The sequence below is a fragment of the Caloranaerobacter ferrireducens genome (assembly GCF_001730685.1).
GTDB classification, from domain to species: domain Bacteria; phylum Bacillota; class Clostridia; order Tissierellales; family Thermohalobacteraceae; genus Caloranaerobacter; species Caloranaerobacter ferrireducens.
Map to the genome: position 1 here is coordinate 104,083 of NZ_MDJR01000006.1, position 19,734 is coordinate 123,816.

Sequence of the window (19,734 nt, forward strand, 5' to 3'; positions counted from 1 at the left end):
ATATATTAAAAAAGAAAAATTTTTTAAATTTTATTAATCAAATATATAATTATGCAAGCCAGTCTGGCGAATCTTTAATATATGGTCTTATACCATATTTTTCGTCATGTTCTTTTAATATCTTTTCAATTACTTCTTTTGATTCTTTTATTCTATCTATTAATTCTAAATCTATACCTTGACTAAACGGACAACTGCTTATGCATATTCCACAATCAGTACCTAAACTTCTCCACATCTTATAACAGTCTTCCTGTTTTATCTGCCATCTTTTTATTCCATCTATCTCTACTGGATCTCCTGAAGGAATTGCTCTACCAGGACATGTCCTTACGCATCTTTTACACACCTTACAAAATTCCTCTAATCCAAAATCTATTCTCTCATCGGGTATTAGTGGTATATCTGTAGTAACTACTCCTAATCTAACTCTTGAACCATACTCTCTCGTTACTATTATTCCTTTTCTTCCTATATCGCCAATCCCTGCATCTCTTGCTACAAGCGGAGCTACAACTAAATAATTACCATCCATATGATTTCTTGCATCATAACCTAATTCCCTAATATAATAAGATAAAAGCATTCCTATTACAGCTGCATCCACATATGCTTTTGATGTTTCTATCACTTCAGATACTTGAGGTGCTCTATTAATCATATTTTTATCCATTTCAACTGCAAAAACTATTCCATAAGGATGTTTAGCTTCTACTTCTTGACCATATACATCTTCTCGTCTACCTCTATGACTATAATAGTGGTATTCTTTCATCTTTGCTATTCCAACTAATTTAGCTCCATAATACTTAGCTAGTCCCTTTATCTTTTTTGTCATATCCTCAGCATTAACTTCAACTTTAACGGAATTAACTGCTCCTTCAACATAATTCATTATATCTCCCAAAAATCTAAAGTTTGCTACCGCAATTGGTGAATTTATTGGATTATAAGTAGCTGTACCTTCTCCACATATTTGAGGTCTATTTCTAATATCATCATCTATTTCCTTTTTATCTTTATTCCTTTTATAATAATCTTCATATTGAGGCGTACCTTTTTTATAGTTCATCCTCGCAAACATTGTATCTCTTTCATCTATCCTTTTCAAAATGAACACTCCATTCATCTACTTAGAATTATATTTCTATATTTTCATCATTTATTATAACATACTTATCTTTTACATAATATTCAAATTAAAATATAAATCAATAAGATTTATTACATAGATTAAAGCATAACTTAGAACGAACCAAGGGATAGATAAAAAGTTAATACTCTCATATAAAATAATCAAAACCAAAAAAAAACAACTAAAAAATAAATTATATAAAATATTTATTTGCAAGATTTTACTGTTCATATTTATTCTATTTAAATGTTTAACTCTTTTAAATAAAAAAATAAGTATTATTATTCCTAAAAATATTATTAACTTATATGAGTTTAATAAATTTGGGATAAATATTATATTATCTAATAATCTACGACGACAAAACAAATCGCGATAAACAGACATTGAAACACTTGAAAGCTGTTCTAACAAAAATCCTATTAAATTTAGAAAAACGTAAACAACTAATATAATATTAATCATTTTTATATATTCTTCCTTTCAAAAAACTCATATCATCAGATAAGAGTTTTAGTTTGTTGACAAAATTATATTTTTCAACTAAGCGTGAAACTCCTATCATCAGATAGGAGTTTTTCAAAAATTAATTTTGCCTTGGATCCCCAAATTCTACTGGATTTGATTCATCCATACTCCATTCATACCATCCACCATCATATACTGAGATATTCTCCCATCCCATTAAATATGCATAGAAAAATGCTTCACTCGCTCTCCATCCAGTTCCACAGAAAAATGCTATCTTCTTATCTGGAGTAATACCCCACTCTTCCCAATTCTTCGCAATTTCATGGTAGTTTCTCATAGTATTATCTATATTTCTATAATCTTGCATATGGTATGGATCTGAACCTGCATGGCCCCAAACAGCTCCAGCAATACGCCCTTTTGGTTTAATATAACTATATCCGCTCGTCTTACCAATATATTCATCCCAACTACGAATACTTACTAACAAAGCATTTTCATCTTTAAGTATTTGCTTTGCCTCTTCAATATCTATTATATATTCAGGATGTGCAGGAACCTCAATTCCAAAATCATCTACTGGTTGTGGCATTCTAACTTCTTTTTCAACTTGATATCCCGCATTAACCCAAGCATTAAAACCACCATCTAATAATCTAACATCTTCTACTCCTGCATACATCATTATAGAAGCAGCTCTAGCCGCAGCCATTGTATCTGCACCATATAATATCACAGTAGTATCATATGTCACACCATAATCTTCAAGCACTTTCTTAATTTTTTCATCAGAAACTCTGTTCCAAAGAGGTTCTTCCTCTATTAAATTCGTATCTAAATGTATTGCACCTGGTATATGCCCTTTTTTATAATCTTTTGGTGGTCCCCAACTAACTTCAAATATCACATATTTATCATTATTATAAGTATCTGGTTTTTTCCCATTTATTAAATCGTTAATCCATTTAGGATGAACCAATTTTTCATAATTTTTTAAGCTCTCCATCGGTAAACTTTCATCTTTAGACCATTCAACAATACCAGAATTATAAATTAAAACATTCTCGTAGCCCAAACTTCTTAAAATATTAGCCATATCTTGAACATTTTTACCTCTAGCATCATATACAACTACAGTCTTTTCAGTAGTTACACCCTTGCTTTTTAATATCCTTTTTATATCTTCATCTTTTAATTTTTTATCTTTTATCCACGAATAAGGAAAATCTACTGCTCCTTTAATATGTCCGCTTCTTTTTTCTCCTTCTAATTTCCATCCATTATACTGAGCAGAACTACGAATATCAACTAATATTAAATTATCTTCATTTAATCTCTTTTTTAATTCCTCTGTTGTAATAACTTTTACTTCAGATTTTTTTTCGTCATCTAGCGTTACATTTTTTGCTTCTTGCTGTGATTTTTGTGTACAACCACTAAAAATAATTAAATTTACCAATAGAATCATTACTAAAACTAATAAAAGACTTTTTCTTTTGAACATGTAAGCTCCTCCTTTTAGAATTTTCCGAAAACATTCTAACAGAAGCAACTTACATACTCAAATTAATTTTTTCTATAATATAATCTGATATTATTTAAATAATTTATAATTAATATCCAATTTAACATCATTCTTCACTATAAAATAACTAATATTTCCCTTTTAACTCTTTATATCTAAAACAATCTGTAATATGGTCATTTACCATTCCTACTGCCTGCATATGAGCATAGCAAATTGTTGGACCAAAAAATTTAAATCCTCTTTTCTTTAAATCTTTGCTTATTTTTTCAGATAACTCTGTTTTAGATGGTATTAAAGATTCGTCTGTCCATGAATTTACTATCGGCTTATTATATACAAACTGCCATAAGTATTTATTGAAACTACCAAATTCCTTTTGAATCTTTAAGAAAACTTTAGCATTATTAATTACTGCCTCAATCTTTTTTCTATTTCTAATAATACCCTTATTTTTCATTAACTCTTCAATTTTACTTTCATCATACTTTGATATTTTTACAGGATCGAAATTATCAAATGCTTTTCTAAAATTTTCTCTTTTTTTAAGAATAGTAATCCAACTAAGACCTGCCTGAAATGTTTCTAATACTAAAAATTCAAATAGTTTCCCATCATCATGAATAGGTACTCCCCATTCTTCATCATGATATTTTACATATATAGGGTCATCACTTACCCATCCACATCTTTTTTTCATTCTAGTCCCCCCATTTAATATATTTAATTTTACCTCCCATTTTCTTTAAAAACAGTTCCAACTTATCTTTTTTAAAGTATGGACTTTTTACTAGCAGTATAATAAACCACGTCATCAAAATAATACCTTTAAAAACACTACTCATACTTATACTCCACCATACACCATTTAGTCCTAGTAAATTACTAGATGAAAGAACCATAGATGCTGGTACTCTTAGTCCAGTTAATACAATACTTACAATAGAAGGAGGCAATGTCTTTCCAAGTCCGTTGAAAGCACCTGCTGTAGTAATTTCTATACACATAAAAAGCTGAGATAATCCCAAAATCCTAAGGTAAATTACCCCCTGTCTAATCGCTTCTTCTTCAGGTATAAATATTGAAAATATCGGTCTTGCACCAAATATCAATAAACATGTAGCAATTACACCTACAATACTTACAATTCCTATCGCTGTAAAATACCCTTTGTAAATTCGTTCCCATTTATTAGCTCCATAATTTTGTCCTACAAAAGCACTTATTGCTGTTGAAAAACCACTAGCAGTCATCCATGATATCGCTTCAATTTGAGAGCCTACTTTTTGTACTGCTATAGGTATTTCTCCCCAATTAGCAATAATTCTTGCAATCATCATTGCAAATATTGTAAATAATCCGCTCTGCATAGCAACAGGCAACCCAATTTTTACTATTCTTTTAACATAATGAACTTTTGGAAGTTTAAATAAGTGAATTTCTGAAAAAAGCATCATATTATTCGCATTATAAACAAAAATCATAGTAACAATAAATTGTGCGGTAATAGTTGCTAAAGCAGCACCTTTTACACCTAAAGCTGGTAAAGGCCCAAGTCCTAAAATAAGTAAAGGGTCTAGCACCATATTAATAATTAATCCAATAGTATTTATAATAAAAGGAGTTTTGCTATTACCATATCCATTCAAAATAGCTGTAAATATTGGATTTATAAAGAAAAAAACTATGCCTAAAGCTATTATTTTTAAATAATTAACAGCCATATTAATAACTTCGACATCTCTTAAATTGAACAAAGATATCAGTTGATTACGAAATATAAACAAACATGTTCCATAAAGCAGCGCAAGTAATATATTAATCTGAATAGTATGCCTAATAAATTTCTTAGCAGCTTGTATATCTTTTTTCCCTATAGATTGAGCTACACCAACCTCTGCTCCTATTTTAGATATAAGAATAAAAGCCATCCCTAACCAAGTAAAAAAACCTGCCGTTCCAACAGCAGCAACAGCTTTACTTCCTACTCGACCAATCCATATCATATCCGTCATGTTGTAGGCCATCTGAACAAAAGATGTCCCCATAATAGGCAAAGCTAATTTTATTATTGACTTAAATATATTTCCTTCTGTTAATCTATTATTATTCATGCTTATTTTACCTCATTTCTGATAGCACGTTTTTGAATTTACTTTAATTATTATACAATTTAATTTACTCTTAATCAAAACACCTTCTGAGCTATTTTAGCCAGAAGGTGTCTCAATTTAAATTACTAATCGTTAGCTTTACCTTAGATTATCCCATTACTACTCCTAAACTTAATGCAGCAATAATTATTATCATTAATATCACTAAAAGTTTCCATGTGTGTTTTAACCATTTATCATAAGATAATCTACCTATAGCTAAACCTCCCATAACAACTGCACTAGTAGGAGTAATTAAATTAACAATACCTGAAGCAGACTGATAAGCAGTTATTACTATATGTCTTGCAACTCCTGCAAAATCTCCTAACGGCGCCATAATAGGCATTGATAAAGTTGCTAATCCAGATGTAGAAGGAATTAAGAATGATAATGGTATATAGAATAAGTATGTTAATATAGCAAACGGCACAGAACCTGTTTGTGATAAAGTTTTTTCTCCTAAATTAAGCACAGTATCTGTAATATTACCTGCATTCATTACGACAGTAATACCACGAGATACTCCAATTATTAATGCAACACCTAATAAGTCACGTGCTCCTTCTACAAACGCTGATACAAGTTCCTTTTCATTCATACCTGCAGTCAAACCAATAACAATTGCTGAGACTAAAAATAGTGCAGTTAATTCACCAAACCACCACCATAAAGTCGGAATAGCTGTAATACCTATATCTTCAAAAGGAATAACTCCAAATACCATAATTATAAAAGTTAGAGCAAATAAAAATAATATAAACTTTCTCTTACCAGTTAATTCTGGGAATTCATTTTCAGGCTTCTTTGATAAGAAATGCTTCTTATTATCTTCCCACATATCGTACACAATGGATTTTGTCGGATCTTTTTTCACTTTTTCTGCATATCTCATAACAAACAAAATAGCCGCTAACTCACTTGCTATTAATATTAATAATCTTAATCCAATACCCTCACCTAACGAAATTCCTGCAAATCCTGATGCTATTCCTGTTGCAAATGGATTTACTGTAGAACCAAGTACTCCTACACCTGCTCCTAACATTATAACTGATATAGCTGTTACAGAATCATACCCTGCTGCTATAAATACAGGTAACAACAATGGATAGAATGCTATAGTTTCCTCTGCCATACCAAAACTTGTTCCACCTAATCCAAAAAGTATCATTAGAATTGGAATCATCCATTTTTCCTTACCTTTTAAGTCTCTTGTTATTTTAGCTATTCCTGCATCTATAGCACCTGTTTTCATAACAACTCCCAAGAAACCACCTATCACTATAACAAATAAAGCTACATCAACTGCATCATAAAATCCTTCAATAGGAGCCATTACTACCTCTTTAAATCCCTGCGGATTTCTATCAACAAGATGATAAGTACCAGGAATCGGCTCTTTCTTCGCAGCATTAGGATCAACATAATCATACTGACCTGCTGGTACAATCCATGTTAATATTGCTACAGCTATTATAATTGCAAATAAAATAGTGTATGCAGTTGGCATTTTAAGTTTTTTCATTTGTACCCCTCCTTGTTTTCAAGTTTTTCTTGTGTGTATTTAGAATACTTTATTATACATTCACATTAATATTATAACTAGTTAATTTTTTTATACCAAGAACTTTATCTTTAAAAAATCGTTATTTTTTTATCAATCATCTCTAAAAAAAAGAAAAAGAAACAAAATAATTAAAATCGAAAATCATATGTGTATTTTTTGTCTTATCTTCTTTAGATTGGGCCCAAACTTCTTATCTAATTCTTCTTTATATTCTTTATACACTTCTGCAAGATAAATATCGTGAACTATAAATGATTCCGCCATCAACATAAAAGCCTTGTTTTCTGTCCATATGGCTTGCGATTTATCTCCATTAAACATAGCAAATAAAGATTCTTGACCATCAGATACTAACGTGAACCATCTACCATGTTTAAAAGCATCAGATTCCATTTCTTCCATTTCATGATAATAAATCTCACCTATTTCTTCACTAACAGTACCATAAAGTACAGTTACTATCTCTATGCCTTTTTGCTCTAAAAATTTTAATTCGTCCTTAAAATATTCATAATCTACATTCCATATTTCCAAATATAAAAATTTATTTGTTCTAGCTAGAACTTTTTTAATCTTGTTTCTTATATTTTCTATTCCCTCTAAGTGTAGCATATATGAAATCTTATTTGTTGAATTCATTCTTTTTAAGCTATCTTTTAAATATTTTACTGTACTATTTACTTTCTTTTTATATGAATCTAAAAAGCTTTCTAAATCTACAGCTACATATTTGACAGGGTTATCACTAATTATATTTACAAGATTCTTATCTAAAAGCTTAGACATAGTTTCATAAATTTTAGCCTGCGGAACGCCAGATAGTTTGCTTAATTCATAAGCTGTTATATCAGGTTTATTTAAAAGAGCTATATAGGCTTTAGCTTCGTACTTATTTATACCAATTTCCATTAATTTCTCTATTATTTTTTCTTCATTCATTTAATTGTAAGTCCTTCCCTATTGTTTACTCATTAACTATTAATGTTCCAGTCTTTCCTTCTATTCCTTCTTTAGCTTTTTCAAGAGAAGTAATTAATGCCTTTCTACCTTCTTTAGACTTAGCAAACTTTATTGCAGCTTGTACTTTTGGTAACATTGAACCAGGAGCAAAATGACCTTCTTCAATATATTTTTCAGCCTGACCAACTGTTAATTTATCAAGCCATTCTTCATTTTCCTTACCAAAGTTTATTGCAACCTTTTCTACTGCTGTAAGAATTATTAAATAATCAGCATCTAATATTTCTGCTATTTTTTCACTCGCAAAATCTTTATCTATAACTGCTGGAACACCGATTAAACTATTTCCTTCTTTTACAACTGGTATTCCACCACCTCCAACAGTTATTACAATATGACCATTATCAACTAAAGTTTTAACTACTTCTTTTTCAGCAACATCTACTGGAATTGGAGATGGTACTACTCTTCTAAAGCCCCTACCTGCATCTTCCTTCATTATATATCCTTTTTCTTCCGCTAATTTCTTAGCTTCTTCTTCAGTATAAAATGCGCCTATTGGTTTTGTAGGATTATTAAATGCAGGGTCATCTTTATCTACAATAACTTGTGTTATAACCGTAGCTACTGGAATATTTAATCCTCTATTTAAAAGCTCCTCTCTTATTGCATTTTGAAGATGATACCCTATATAACCTTGACTCATAGCTCCACATTCTGGGAATGGCATCTCTGGAGTAGTGCTACCTTCTGTTTTAGAAGCAATTTCCATAGCTAAATTTATCATACCAACTTGTGGTCCATTTCCGTGAGCAATAATAACTTCATTTCCACTCTCTATTAAATCAACTATAGGTTTAGCTGTATTCTTAACTAATTCCAATTGTTCTTTTGGTGTCTTACCAAGAGCATTTCCACCTAAAGCAACAACAATTTTTCTCTTCATATTTACTCCTCCTCTTTTAGTTTAATTTAACAGGGGACAGGCCCCTGTTATTTTTAAAGATTTCCAATAGTTGCAACCATTACTGCTTTAATTGTGTGCATTCTATTTTCTGCTTCATCAAATACTACTGAATGTTTGCTTCTGAAAACTTCATCTGTTACTTCCATTTCTTTTAAACCAAACTTTTCATATATGTCTTTACCGATAATTGTATTTGTATCGTGGAATGAAGGTAAACAATGCATGAAAATTACATCTGGATTTCCTGTCTTATTAATCATTTCCATATTCACTTGATATGGTTTTAATAAATTGATTCTCTCTTCAAACTTGTCTTCTTCACCCATTGATACCCAAACATCTGTATAAATTACGTCTGCACCTTTAACTCCTTCATCTATGTTTTCAGTTAGTTCAATAACTGCTCCTGTTTCCTTAGCTATTTCTCTCATCTCATTTACTAATTCTTCTGATGGGAATAATTCTTTTGGGGCAACTGCTACGAAATGCATTCCCATTTTAGCAGCTCCTATCATTAATGAGTTGCCCATGTTGTTTCTTGCATCTCCAACAAATACAAGCTTAACTTTATTAAGTGGTTTATTTACATGTTCCATAATAGTCAAGAAATCTGCAAGAATTTGAGTTGGATGATATAAATCAGTAAGACCATTCCACACAGGTACTCCTGCATGTTTAGCTATTTCTTCTACAGTTTCTTGCTTAAATCCTCTAAATTCTATACCATCATAGTATCTTCCTAAAACTTTAGCTGTATCTTCTATAGATTCTTTTTTACCCATTTGACTGTTTGATAAGAATGTAACATTTGCGCCTTCATCATATGCTGCAACTTCAAATGCACATCTTGTTCTTGTTGAAGTTTTTTCAAATAATAAAACTATGTTTTTGCCTTCGAGTAAGTTACCTTTAATTCCTGCTCTTTTCTTTCTCTTCAAATCCATTGATAAATCTAGTAAGTATTTAATTTCTTGTGGAGTGAAATCTTTTAATGTTAATAAATGTCTTCCTCTTAAATTAACTGGCATTTTAACTCCTCCTTTAAATTTAATTTATTTTATATTTTGTATATTCAAAATATTGTTTATAATCCATAGGAAATTATATACCTTATCAAATTATGGATAATTTTAAATATAGTTTCCGTTTATGGATATGAGCAAAATCTCCCTTATAATTTATTCAAATCAAAGATTTTGGTCTAAAAATATTTTAACTAAACCTTAATTAACATCCTATAACTATTGACTACTAGCTACCAACTAATATCTTCTCTAATTAGTGGCATTGACATACATCTTGGACCACCACGTCCACGAGAAAGTTCTGAAGATGGAATAACATGAAGCTTTATGCCGTGTTCTTCTAGCAATCTATTTGTAACGTGATTTCTCGAATAAACTACTACTTCCCCTGGTGCAATGGCTAAAGTATTAGAACCATCATTCCACTGTTCTCTACCTGCATCTATTTTATTTCCATTTCCACATCGAATTAATGTAACTTTATCTAGATTTAAGTATTTCTTTAATATATCACTTAACTCCATCGTTTCTTTTTCAATTACTAAATTGTGTTTTTTTTCTCCTTTTCTTAATGAATATACGGTAAGTGGTCCTTCTATTTCAGGATGTATTGTAAACTTGTCATAATCAACCATAGTAAACACAGTATCTAAATGCATAAAAGCTCTTTTCTTTGGTATATCAAACGCTAATACTACTTCAAATTTCTCTCCATTATTAAAAATTCTTCTTGCTAATTTTTCAACTGAAGCAGCTTCTGTTCTTTCAGATACACCTATAGCAAGTACTTTTTCACTAAGAACAAGTTGATCCCCACCTTCTATAGAAGTATCTTCATTTCTGTTATACCAGAATGGTATTTCAATATCTTTAAACATCGGATGATATTTAAAAATATATTTTGAAAACAATGTTTCTCTATTTCTCGTTATTGTTTTCATATGATTTAAAGATATACCTGAGCCAATTGTTGCAAATGGATCTCTAGTAAAGTAAAGGTTCGGCATTGGATCAACTATAAAAGGATAATCAGATTCTATCATATCTACTAAAGAAACCTTCTTATAATCTTTTATTTCTTCTTTTCTAATGCCTTCCATCATTTTATCTATCATTTCTCTATTAGTAGAAAAGCTCAAGAGATATTCTTTTACAAGTTCTCTTTTCTTCCTACTATTAATACTTGCTTCCTTAATAAACTCGTCTATAAATTCTTCTTTAATATCATCATCTGTAAGAGACTCAGCTGTTAAATCCTCGAGATACACTACTTCAACTCCATTATCTCTGAGTGTTTGTGCAAAAATATCATGTTCTTCTCTAGCAACTTTCAAATAAGGTATATCATCAAACAATAATCTATCCATTAGGTCAGGAGTTAAATTTTCTATTTCTTTCCCCGGTCTGTGCAAAAGAACTTTCTTCAGTTTGCCAATTTCCGAATATACGTGTAAAACGTTTTCCTTAGCCATTACATAACCCCCCGTTTATTGTCTACACTACACTGGTAGTTACTATCACACCTTAAGTATATGTTTTTAAGAATTTTTTGTCAAATTAACTCATTCATCGTATTTTTATATTTTTGCATTTTAATATTCAAAAATGTATAAATTTTATATTAAATTATTAATATTCACTCAATATACTGTTGCTTGAATTGTATTATTCTGTATATTTCATAATTTAAATTTGTATTTGTACCCCACTATAAATTTCAAAAAGAATATTTATTCAAAAAAATTTTTTTCATGAAAAAACTTCGGGCTTTACACCCGAAGTATAAAAACAACAATTTTTTATAATCCATAGGAAATTATATACATTATTAATATTGTATATATTTTTAAATATAATTTCCGTAATGGATTTCAACAAAATCTTCCTTATAATTTATTTAAATCGAAGATTTTGTTATTTTAATCTCTTTAATACTTCACATAAAAACTCAAATACTCTCTTTGTTGAAGAAATGCTTATATGCTCATTTGGAGTATGAACATCATAAATATTTGGTCCAATAGAAACCATATCTATGTCCCCAATTTTTTCCTTTAGGAATCCACACTCTAACCCAGCATGTATAGCATCTACTTTTACTTCTTTTCCAAACATATCTCTATAAACTTCAGCCATTAAATCTCTAATAGGAGACTCTACTTTAAACTCCCATTCAGGATAATCAGCTACTAATTCCATTTTCGCACCAACTAAATCACATATATTTTGAATTCTATCATTAATTTCCTTTTTCAAACTTTTAACTGAACTTCTTACCGCACTATCAAATTTAATTTCTTCTTCACTAGTTGTAAGAACTCCAATATTATTAGAGCTTTCAACTAAGCCTTCAATATCTGCACTCATTGTTTGAACTCCATTAGGTATTAACCTTAAAATGCTTATTAATCCTTTTTTAGTATTTAAACTAAATACTTTTTGTATACCATCAACTTTTTCTAAACTAATATTAATATTAGGATCAGATGTTATATATTCGTTTGAGAATATTTTTTGATGTTCATCAATAATACGCTTAAATTTCTCTTCATCATCTTTATTAATCATTACAACTGCTTCAGACATTTTTGCAATTGCATTCATTTTCTCTCCGCCACTAACATTTGCTATATCAATATTTATTTCTTTATCAAGACTTTCTAATAATCTTCCTAATAGTTTTATTGCATTTGCTCTATTTTTATTAATTTCTATACCTGAATGACCACCTATTAAACCTTTAATAGATATTTTATAACCTATTTTATTAGTATCAGCTTCATTCCACTCAATAGGAAGATGAATAATATTGTTTACTCCACCTGCACATGATGCAAGTATAGTACCCTCTTCTTCTGAATCAATGTTTATTAAAATATCTCCGGAAACGTTTTCAGGATTTAAATTCAATACTCCATCCATTCCAGTTTCCTCTGCAACCGTAATTAATGCAACAAGAGGTGGATGTGGTAAATCTTTTGATTCTAAAATAGCCATTATCATAGCTACTGCAATACCATTGTCTGCTCCAAGAGTCGTTCCTTTTGTTCTTATCATATCTCCATCTACCATTAATGGAATTGGATCTTTTGAAAAATCAAAGTCTAAATCTTCATTTTTTGCACAAACTATATCCATATGTCCTTGAAGTATAACTGTTGGTGCATTTTCGTACCCTTCTGTTCCTGGTTTCTTAATAATTACATTTAAACATTCTTCCTGTATAACTTCTAGTCCATTGTCTTTTGCAAATTTCACTAGATAATCACTAACTTGTTTTTCGTTCCCTGAACCTCTAGGAATTCTAGTTAATTCTTCAAAAAACTTAAATACAGCTTCAGGCTTAAGTCCTGATAAAACATTTACCATTACAAGCATCCCCTTTACTTTAATTTATATTTTTTAGGCCTACTGTTAGATGTTTCTACAATAAGCCCTTCATTTATCATTTTTGTTATCAAATTTTTAGTTACTAATTTAGCGTCAACAACTTGTACTTTATTTTTACTCCAAAATAAGGACGCTTTTGTACCTCTAATAATCTTTTCAATCTCTGTTTTAGTTAAAGATTCTTGTTTTTTAAGTGCCTTTAATATTTTCGCTTCAGCTTTCTTATACAAAACATTTAATAATTCCTCTGTTTTTCTTTGCTGTTTAACATATCCCCATGCATATAAAAATGTAAATGTTATAGCAAATAATAATACCTTTAAAATAAAGCTTATCATACTAATCACTTACCTCTTCTCCAGTGTAATAAATTTATTATTTCTTAAAATATTTATATAAGTCCCTAGCCTTTCATATAGAGGCTCTGCTTTCTCTCCAAATTCTTCTTTTAATATTTTAGCTATATCTTGTATATTCCTTTGTCCATCTATTGACTTCCATACACAACTTCCAATCGGATCTAAATCTATTCTCATTACCTCTGGCGTTTTAAAAAACACTCTTACTATCCTGTCTAATATTCCATTTCTTGGTATGATAACCTGAACTAATCCTTCATCATTAACTATCCATTCTAAAGTATTATTTTTTTTAGGAATTAATTCTAAAAAATTATCACTTTTTTTAATTTTTTTAACCATCATTACACCTCTATCTTTAATAAGTTGAAAAGAGGATATATAAAATATCCTCTTTTACATCATAACTCTAAATTAATTTTTCTTCAATAAGGAATTTTTCATAAGTGTATATGTTAATGCAGCAAAGAATACTAATGCACCAATTTGTCCTAAGTCAATACCAAGTGCAAGGTTTACTCCAAACACTGCAAATACTGCTAATAATATACCTATTAAACCTTCTCCAGCAATTAATCCTGATGCAAATAATATTCCTGAATCAATTTTTGCTTTGATACCTTTGTCTTCACCATTTGACTTCTCTAATTTCTTGTCTAAGATACCTCTAATTACACCACCAACCATTATAGGAGTACTTAAATGGATTGGTAAGTATAAACCTATTGCAATTGGAAGAACAGGTAATCCTAATAATTCAACTGCAACACCTAAACCTACTCCAGTAAATACTAATGCCCATGGTAAGTTACCACCCATAACACCTTCTATAACTAGTCTCATTAGAGTAGCCTGAGGTGCTGGTAACTCAGATGAACCGAATCCCCATGCTTTATTTAATAAAGTCAAAACAAGACCTATAGCAAGTGCTGAAGCAACAGCACCGATTATTTCACCATACTGTTGTTTCTTAGGAGTAGCACCAACTAAGAAACCAGTCTTTAAGTCCTGTGAAGTATCCCCTGCCATAGCTGCAATTATACAAATTACAGCACCAACAGTTAATGTACCTATCATTCCTACATGTCCATCATTTCCACTAGCCTTAAATACTATAGCAGTAATGATTAATGTAGCTATAGTCATTCCTGATACTGGGTTTGATGAACTACCAACTAAACCAACAATTCTTGATGAAACTGTTGCAAAGAAGAAACCGAATATAGCAATTAATAACGCTCCAACAAATCCTACTGGAATTATTGGTAACATCATCATAGCTAAAACAACTGCTAAAGAACCTACTAATACTATCTTCATTGACATATCTTGATCAGTTCTAACATTAGTGCTTCCACCAACACCTGATGAATAATCTTTCATAGCATCTTTAAATGTTTGTACAATTAAAGGTAATGATTTAATTAAGCTGAAAATACCACCAAACGCAACTGCTCCAGCACCAACATATCTTATATAATAATTCCAAATACCCCAATAGCCTAATTCGTTAATTGGCACAGATGCTGGATACATGATAACATCGCCCATGCTTCCTATGTTTGTAATTAGTGGAATAAGTCCGAACCAACCTATAACAGCACCAGCTAACATGTAAGCTGAAATTCTTGGTCCTATAATGAAGCCAACACCAAGTAATGCTGGCATAACATCTCCACCAATAGCAGCTCCCTTATATCCAGGTATTGTTGTTTCTATTTCACCTGGGAATAATTTTAATCCACCTTCAATAAACTTATATAATGCACCTATACCTAAACCAGCAAAAGTTATTTTTGCTTTTTCTCCACCTTCTTCACCAGCTAACAATACTTCCGCACAAGCTGTACCTTCTGGATAAGGTAATACCCCATGCTCTTTTACTATTAATGCTTTTCTTAATGGAACCATGAATAATACTCCAAGAATACCACCACATAAAGCTATTGCAGTGATAGATAATAAGCTTGGAGTTCCCATACCCCACTCTTGAGTCCAAATATAAAGTGCAGGTAAAGTAAATATTGCACCAGCTGCAAGTGACTCACCAGCTGAACCAATAGTTTGAACCATATTGTTTTCTAGTATTGATTCTTTTTTAAGAATACCTCTAATGATACCCATAGAAATTACGGCTGCAGGAATTGACGCACTGATAGTCATACCTACTTTTAATCCTAGGTATGCATTTGCTGCACCAAACACTATAGCTAAAAGAATACCTAAGATAAGTGATGTTGTAGTAAATTCAGGTAAGACTTTGTCAGCAGAAATAAATGGTTTAAATTCCTGCGCTGAATTAGTTCCTTTTGACATATAGTCCCCTCCTAATTTTTATTTTATGTAAAATAGAAAGGAGATCGATTCCTAAACAATAAGTATAAATAATGCCTAGTTTTTATTAGGAATACGATTTCCTATCCATTATACATCGACAGCATGTCCGTTAACTACGTTAACTATTATACATGTATACACCATATTATGCAATATTCTGACATCATTTTTCTACACAGTGAAATTATTAACTAAAGTTCTCTTCTATAATTTAAAAACGTTTTAAATTTTCTTAACATTTTTTATGTTAAATCTGTTATATAAACAAAAGGCTGTTGCTTAAAACAACAGCCTTTTATTTTAATTTAAAAGAACTTTTTAATGATACAATTCTATTAAATACCAATCTATCTTTTGTAGTATATTTAGGATCTACACTAAAATATCCATGTCTAAAGAATTGGAATTTATCATAAGGTTTAACATCTTTCATATTTGGCTCAACGAATCCTTGTAAAATTTCTAATGAATTAGGGTTTACTTTATCAAGGAATGATTTTCCTTCATCTTGGTCATCATCTAAAATTAAATAGTCATATAATCTAAATTCTGCTTTTAGAGCATGTTTAGCATCTACCCAATGAATTGTACCTTTAACTTTTCTACCTGTAAATCCTGTTCCACTTTTTGTTTCAGGGTCATAAGTACAACGCAATTCAATTACGTTGCCATTCTCATCTTTTATAACTTCATTACACTTAATAAAATAAGCATGTTTTAATCTAACTTCATTTCCCGGGAATAATCTAAAATATTTCTTAGGTGGATTTTCCATAAAATCTTCTTGTTCAATATATATTTCTCTAGAAAATGGTATAAGTCTTTTACCCATTTCTGGATTTTCAGGATTATTATCTGCCTCTAGCATTTCTACCTTATCTTCTGGATAATTTGTAATTACTACCTTCAACGGTCTTAATACAGCCATAGTTCTTGGTGCCTTTAACTTCAAGTCTTCTCTTATAAAATGCTCTAACATTCTATAATCTACTACACTATTACTTTTAGCTACACCAACTTCTCTTACAAAATTACGTATTGCTTCTGGTGTATATCCTCTTCTTCTTAATCCCGAAATAGTTGGCATACGTGGATCATCCCAGCCATCAACATATTTCTCATCAACTAGCTGCTTTAATTTTCTCTTACTCATAACTGTATTAGTTAAATTAAGTCTTGCAAATTCAATCTGCTTAGGCTGATTTTCCATTTCACATTCTCTAATAACCCACTCATATAATGGTCTATGATCTTCAAATTCTAAAGTACAAATTGAATGTGTAACTCCTTCTATTGCATCTTCAATAGGATGCGCAAAATCATACATAGGATATATACACCATTTATCACCTGTATTATGATGTTTAGCATGTGCTATACGATATATAACGGGATCTCTCATATTTAAGTTTGGTGAAGCCATGTCAATTTTTGCTCTTAAAACTTTTTCTCCTTCTTTAAATTCACCTTTTCTCATACGTTCAAACAAATCTAAATTTTCTTCTACAGATCTGTTTCTATAAGGACTTTCTTTTCCTGGCTCTGTTAATGTCCCACGATACTCTTTTATTTCTTCTGGTGATAAATCACAAACATAAGCCTTACCTTTTTTAATCAATAACACTGCACGTCTATACATTTCTTCGAAATAATCTGATGCAAAATACAATCCATCCCATTCATATCCTAACCATTTAACATCTTCTTTAATAGATTCAACATATTCAACATCTTCTTTCAATGGGTTAGTATCATCAAAGCGAAGATAAGTCTTACCATTAAATTCATCAGCTAAATCGAAATTTAAGCAAATTGATTTTGCATGACCAATATGTAGATACCCATTAGGCTCTGGTGGAAATCGAGTAACTATTTCTTTGCACTTACCTGATTCCAAATCTTTAATAATAATATTTTTTATAAAATTTGATGATGTATTTTTCTTATCCATTTTATCAAACCTTTCTCCTATTGTATTTTTCAAGAGAAATTAATATATGTATATAAATATACCATAAATTCCTTAAACTTTCTATTGGTTTTATTATAAACAATTAAATTAATGTTAGCTAACAGATATTAGCTATAAGTCTATTTATATCTAAGTACTTGGTACTAGGTTAAAAAATGTAAAATTAAAATCTAACACTAACAGCTTTCAGTTAACAACCAATAGACTAATAACTAACAACTATTAACCAACGACTAATATCCTAAATTTTTATTTACTATTATAACGTGAATTCTACCTTTTTGCATTTGCCTTTTTATCACTACATACTCATTACAAATCCTATCTGAGCTCATGCAATCCATACAGTATCCAACTTCAGCACAAGGAGTTTTTCTATTTAATCTTTTAGCATTAGCAGGTGCTGCCCATTGTCTATTTCTTTCTATTGCTTCATCTATATTTTTTACTATTTTATTTACACCAACAACTACTATCACCTTATCTGGCCCATATATCATTGCTGCTACTCTATTACCTCTACCATCTACATTGTAAAGCTCTCCTTCTTCTGTTATTGCATTACTACCAGTAAAATATACATCTGCTGAAAAACTTTTTCTATATAATTCTTTAATATCTTCGCTAGTCAAACCCTCTTTATATCTGTCAAGAAAATTATAATTTCCATTCCTTAAAAAATCTATAACTCCTACTTCAAACAAAGTCATTGAACCTCCAACAGTTACTGTATCCCCTTCTTTTATTAACTCTTTAATTTTTTCAATAGCTTCCCTTTCATTTTGCACAAAATAACCATGCATATTGTTTTTCTCTAAATTTTCAATAGTCCTTTTAACCTTTCTCTCAATAACAAAGGAAACATTTTTATCCATACTTTCAACCCCTTTTTATGTATTATTTTCTTAATATAATAATATTATATTTATGATAATCAATAAATAAAATAAATAAAATTAAAAACTCAGCTTATTTGGCTGAGTTTTCATTTTAAACATTAGGAACATTTATTCCATAAAATATTTCTGTCATTTCTTTATTCAATTTTTGAATAATATCTTCTCTCTCTTTTTGTGTTAAATCTTCTTCACTTATCTCAAACAAATAGTTTTCTAATTTCAGATCTTTTATTTTCATTTTAGTATGGAATATATTAGACTGATAAATATTCATATCTATTAGATTATATCTAGCTATTGTTTCCTTTGCTATAAAATTTTGAATTGAGTTAATATCATGATCAATAAAATATTTTCTGCCATTTACATCCCTAGTAAATCCTCTGACTCTGTAATCTATAGTTATAATATCAGAATCAAAGCTATCAATAAGATAATTTAAAGCTTTTAAAGGAGAAATTTGACCACAAGTAGAAACATCAATATCAACTCTAAATGTACTTATATTATTTTCTGGATGTGTTTCTGGATAAGTATGAACTGTTATATGACTCTTATCTAAATGTCCTACTATATTTTCTCTTATAGGAGTTAGTATTCCCCTATTACAAGATGGGTCTAGTACATATAGCGGTACTTCTTCTTCAGAAATCAATAATGTAACACTTGCACCTTGTGGGTCATAGTCCTGTTTCGCAATATTTAATACATTAGCTCCTATAATTTCTGTAACAGTCGTTAATATTTTAGTCAATCTTTCAGAATTATACTGTTCATCAATGTATTCAATGTATTTTTTTCTATCTTCTTCAGTTTTAGTATAGCATATGTCATAAATATTAAAACTTAATGATTTTGTTAAATTATTAAAACCGTATAGTTTCAACTTGTTCTCATTAGTTTTTATCAACTTAATTCCCCTTTTCTACTAAATTCTTCTCTATATAATATAATGAACAAATTTATATAGT

Annotated in this window: 16 protein-coding genes; all 16 read right to left on the reverse strand. The window is 30.1% G+C overall.

From position 1 onward, the window contains the following. Positions 1-49 precede the first annotated feature (49 nt). Positions 50-1,111: a 4Fe-4S dicluster domain-containing protein gene (locus BFN48_RS09620; RefSeq protein ID WP_069650697.1), complete on the reverse strand. Its 1,062-nt coding sequence runs from the start codon at positions 1,109-1,111 to the stop codon at positions 50-52. A gap of 610 nt (positions 1,112-1,721) precedes the next feature. After that, positions 1,722-3,110: a sulfurtransferase gene (locus BFN48_RS09625; protein WP_069650698.1), complete on the reverse strand. Its 1,389-nt coding sequence runs from the start codon at positions 3,108-3,110 to the stop codon at positions 1,722-1,724. Positions 3,111-3,258: 148 nt separating this feature from the next. Then, a complete protein-coding gene (locus BFN48_RS09630; protein ID WP_069650699.1) occupies positions 3,259-3,831 on the reverse strand; it encodes a DNA-3-methyladenine glycosylase I in 573 nt (190 codons plus the stop codon). A gap of 1 nt (position 3,832) precedes the next feature. Further along, positions 3,833-5,245 carry an MATE family efflux transporter gene (locus BFN48_RS09635; RefSeq protein WP_069650700.1) on the reverse strand — a complete coding sequence of 471 codons (1,413 nt, stop codon included), beginning with the start codon at positions 5,243-5,245 and terminating at the stop codon, positions 3,833-3,835. Between the two features lie 148 nt (positions 5,246-5,393). Next, positions 5,394-6,812 carry a YfcC family protein gene (locus BFN48_RS09640; protein ID WP_069650701.1) on the reverse strand — a complete coding sequence of 473 codons (1,419 nt, stop codon included), beginning with the start codon at positions 6,810-6,812 and terminating at the stop codon, positions 5,394-5,396. 183 nt (positions 6,813-6,995) lie between these two features. Continuing rightward, positions 6,996-7,793 (reverse strand): TrmB family transcriptional regulator, encoded by a 798-nt coding sequence (locus BFN48_RS09645; protein WP_069650702.1) that lies wholly within the window; start codon positions 7,791-7,793, stop codon positions 6,996-6,998. A 25-nt stretch (positions 7,794-7,818) separates the two neighbouring features. Beyond that, on the reverse strand, positions 7,819-8,760 hold the full coding sequence (gene arcC, locus BFN48_RS09650; protein WP_069650703.1) for a carbamate kinase: 942 nt from the start codon (positions 8,758-8,760) through the stop codon (positions 7,819-7,821). A 53-nt stretch (positions 8,761-8,813) separates the two neighbouring features. Next, on the reverse strand, positions 8,814-9,809 hold the full coding sequence (argF, locus tag BFN48_RS09655; RefSeq protein ID WP_069650704.1) for an ornithine carbamoyltransferase: 996 nt from the start codon (positions 9,807-9,809) through the stop codon (positions 8,814-8,816). 227 nt (positions 9,810-10,036) lie between these two features. Next, positions 10,037-11,278, reverse strand: a complete 1,242-nt coding sequence (gene arcA, locus BFN48_RS09660; protein WP_069650705.1) for an arginine deiminase — start codon at positions 11,276-11,278, stop codon at positions 10,037-10,039. 442 nt (positions 11,279-11,720) lie between these two features. Further along, positions 11,721-13,175: an aminoacyl-histidine dipeptidase gene (locus tag BFN48_RS09665; RefSeq protein WP_069650706.1), complete on the reverse strand. Its 1,455-nt coding sequence runs from the start codon at positions 13,173-13,175 to the stop codon at positions 11,721-11,723. 14 nt (positions 13,176-13,189) lie between these two features. After that, positions 13,190-13,543 carry a hypothetical protein gene (locus BFN48_RS09670; RefSeq protein WP_069650707.1) on the reverse strand — a complete coding sequence of 118 codons (354 nt, stop codon included), beginning with the start codon at positions 13,541-13,543 and terminating at the stop codon, positions 13,190-13,192. Next, positions 13,544-13,897, reverse strand: a complete 354-nt coding sequence (locus BFN48_RS09675) for a PqqD family protein (protein ID WP_054871086.1) — start codon at positions 13,895-13,897, stop codon at positions 13,544-13,546. A gap of 72 nt (positions 13,898-13,969) precedes the next feature. Then, positions 13,970-15,871, reverse strand: coding sequence for an OPT family oligopeptide transporter (locus BFN48_RS09680; RefSeq protein WP_069650708.1), 1,902 nt, complete (start codon positions 15,869-15,871; stop codon positions 13,970-13,972). 316 nt (positions 15,872-16,187) lie between these two features. Continuing rightward, the gene (locus BFN48_RS09685) at positions 16,188-17,843 is read right to left on the reverse strand and encodes a glutamine--tRNA ligase/YqeY domain fusion protein (RefSeq protein WP_069650709.1); all 1,656 of its coding nucleotides are present in this window, start codon (positions 17,841-17,843) and stop codon (positions 16,188-16,190) included. 254 nt (positions 17,844-18,097) lie between these two features. After that, positions 18,098-18,739, reverse strand: coding sequence for a lactate utilization protein (locus tag BFN48_RS09690; protein ID WP_069650710.1), 642 nt, complete (start codon positions 18,737-18,739; stop codon positions 18,098-18,100). Positions 18,740-18,854: 115 nt separating this feature from the next. Further along, on the reverse strand, positions 18,855-19,673 hold the full coding sequence (gene speD / locus BFN48_RS09695) for an adenosylmethionine decarboxylase (protein WP_278287334.1): 819 nt from the start codon (positions 19,671-19,673) through the stop codon (positions 18,855-18,857). Positions 19,674-19,734: the final 61 nt, after the last annotated feature.

Coding starts and splice junctions, on each gene's coding strand:
- BFN48_RS09690 (WP_069650710.1), bottom strand. CDS start 18,739: ATGGATAAAAATGTTTCCTTTGTTATTGAGAGAAAGGTTAAAAGGACT.
- BFN48_RS09645 (WP_069650702.1), bottom strand. CDS start 7,793: ATGAATGAAGAAAAAATAATAGAGAAATTAATGGAAATTGGTATAAAT.
- BFN48_RS09685 (WP_069650709.1), bottom strand. CDS start 17,843: ATGGATAAGAAAAATACATCATCAAATTTTATAAAAAATATTATTATT.
- BFN48_RS09665 (WP_069650706.1), bottom strand. CDS start 13,175: ATGGTAAATGTTTTATCAGGACTTAAGCCTGAAGCTGTATTTAAGTTT.
- arcC (WP_069650703.1), bottom strand. CDS start 8,760: ATGAAGAGAAAAATTGTTGTTGCTTTAGGTGGAAATGCTCTTGGTAAG.
- BFN48_RS09675 (WP_054871086.1), bottom strand. CDS start 13,897: ATGGTTAAAAAAATTAAAAAAAGTGATAATTTTTTAGAATTAATTCCT.
- BFN48_RS09630 (WP_069650699.1), bottom strand. CDS start 3,831: ATGAAAAAAAGATGTGGATGGGTAAGTGATGACCCTATATATGTAAAA.
- BFN48_RS09635 (WP_069650700.1), bottom strand. CDS start 5,245: ATGAATAATAATAGATTAACAGAAGGAAATATATTTAAGTCAATAATA.
- argF (WP_069650704.1), bottom strand. CDS start 9,809: ATGCCAGTTAATTTAAGAGGAAGACATTTATTAACATTAAAAGATTTC.
- BFN48_RS09680 (WP_069650708.1), bottom strand. CDS start 15,871: ATGTCAAAAGGAACTAATTCAGCGCAGGAATTTAAACCATTTATTTCT.
- BFN48_RS09640 (WP_069650701.1), bottom strand. CDS start 6,812: ATGAAAAAACTTAAAATGCCAACTGCATACACTATTTTATTTGCAATT.
- BFN48_RS09625 (WP_069650698.1), bottom strand. CDS start 3,110: ATGTTCAAAAGAAAAAGTCTTTTATTAGTTTTAGTAATGATTCTATTG.
- arcA (WP_069650705.1), bottom strand. CDS start 11,278: ATGGCTAAGGAAAACGTTTTACACGTATATTCGGAAATTGGCAAACTG.